The following is a 1,816-nucleotide window of genomic DNA, read 5'->3' on the forward strand; positions in this document are numbered from 1 at the left end:
ATCGTATTCTTGTCCAGATTTTAAAAAAATACAATAGTACTCCAATATACTATATATAATAACAAGAGCTATTTTTTTTCGTAACGTACTTTAGTGCAAATTTTTGTACAGGTGAGATTTTAATATTTTATTCTTCTTTATTTTTATGGTCGTTAATTACAAGACCGCTTTCTCTGACACGAACAGCGAGCTCGGTTCTATTTCTAAATCCTGTTTTGAGGCGCATGTCCTGTATGTATCCTTTGACTGTGCGCAGAGATAGATGGAGCTTATTTGCAATAGCTGCATCTGTTTCTCCGTTGATCAATTCTCGAAGGATTTCCAGTTCGCGCTCTGAAAATTCTTCACTGAATGCCTCCCCTATTTTAAGGGATAATCTGCTATCTGGATATACAGATTCGCCTGCCATAGTACGGTCGAGTATCTCTAGTATTTTTTCAGCCTCTGCCTCTTTATACCAGAAGCTGTCGACGCCAATAGCGTGTGCTCTGTCAATAAAGCTACATTCAGGCTGACTCGTAATAATAATCACCTTAATCGCAGGAAATTTGCTCTTAATTTTCTCGGCAGCCTCCAATCCGTTGGCGTCCATAGAGGTGCATACATCCATCAGAATTACGTCGACGGGATTCGTCAGGCAGTAAAATTCTGCCATGGCTGCACTTTCTATTGAATTTACAAGCTCATAGTTTTCACTATTATTGATAAAAATTTCTAAAAGCTTGCGTGCCATAGGGTCATCTTCTACAATTAATACTTTTACCATGTTGCCGCACCTCCTTCTTTTTTCAATCTCAGCGTCAGAGTAAACTGAGGAATAGTTGTTATTTCCATTTCTCCAAAATGCTGCTCCACCTTTTTACGCAAGGAGCTAAGTCCACCGCCTTCTGTTATTTTCTCTGCAGGTAGTTTTCCGTCATTTGAAAAGCTTATAATAAATGTATTTTCAGTCTGTGATAATTTTATGTTTATATATTTTGCATCGGCATGACGGACTGCATTAGTCAACGCTTCTATAGCAGCTGTAGTAAACAACTGTTTAACTTCTTTTCCCTTTGGAGCTTCCCCCTCAATTTCAACTGTGATACCTGCTGAACGTGCAACTTCTAAAAGTGTTTGAAACTGATCTGTAGTAGAATATGATTCTGCTTCCATGCTGAGCATTTCTATATTGCGTTTCCACATATCTAGTATCTCTTTGGTGTTGCTGTTGTGATTCTTCAGGTAATGGCGTGACACAAGAAGTGCCTGACCTAGCTGATTGTGAATATTCACCTTGGTTTCTAGTCGTTCTTTTTCTCTTATATAGTCATCGACCTTTTCGCCGTACTGACGGATTCTTAGGTTCATAGCTCGAAGCTCTTTGTTTTTCTCTTTTAATTCATCAATCAATTTGTATTCCTGTGTTGTATCTGCTGCACTCAACTGAAACACTCCATCTAATATTTCTTTTTTAAACGTCCACACAGTCCCATCTGATAAACAAAAAGATGGCTGCTCTCCTTCAGATAATCGCTCGACATTTTGCAAATTCTCGCCATGGGATAGTATCTCCCAACACAGATTTGCATCTTGCAGGTCAGTCCCAATAATCTTATGACATAGCTCATCCATAAGATGATTCATAAGTACAACCACACCATCAGGGCGAGCAAAGCAGAGTCCAGTCGTCAAATGGTCGATACTTTCCTTAATTGACGAGCTTGTAATAGAATGCCTGCGATAATCATATTCTCTTATAATTATAAATACAAGATAAGCGGCAATAGCAAGCATCAACAAAAGTAGAAAAACTACAGGTATTTCAATTATCCAT

The 1,816-nt window shown here is 38.4% G+C and carries 2 protein-coding genes; both read right to left on the minus strand.

What is annotated here, in order from left to right; all coding sequences use genetic code 11:
• Positions 1-127: 127 nt before the first annotated feature.
• Positions 128-766 (minus strand): response regulator, encoded by a 639-nt coding sequence (locus tag ACI3VO_RS01095; protein WP_439756131.1) that lies wholly within the window; start codon positions 764-766, stop codon positions 128-130.
• A partial coding sequence (locus tag ACI3VO_RS01100; RefSeq protein ID WP_439756132.1) for a sensor histidine kinase occupies positions 760-1,816 on the minus strand: 1,057 nt, incomplete at its 5' end. The genes ACI3VO_RS01100 and ACI3VO_RS01095, both read right to left, overlap by 7 nt.

This window comes from Intestinibacter sp. (assembly GCF_051866655.1).
Lineage (GTDB): Bacteria > Bacillota > Clostridia > Peptostreptococcales > Peptostreptococcaceae > Intestinibacter.

Bases quoted from the DNA above. Each gene is read 5' to 3' on its own strand.
- ACI3VO_RS01095 (WP_439756131.1), bottom strand. From the start codon at position 766: ATGGTAAAAGTATTAATTGTAGAAGATGACCCTATGGCACGCAAGCTT.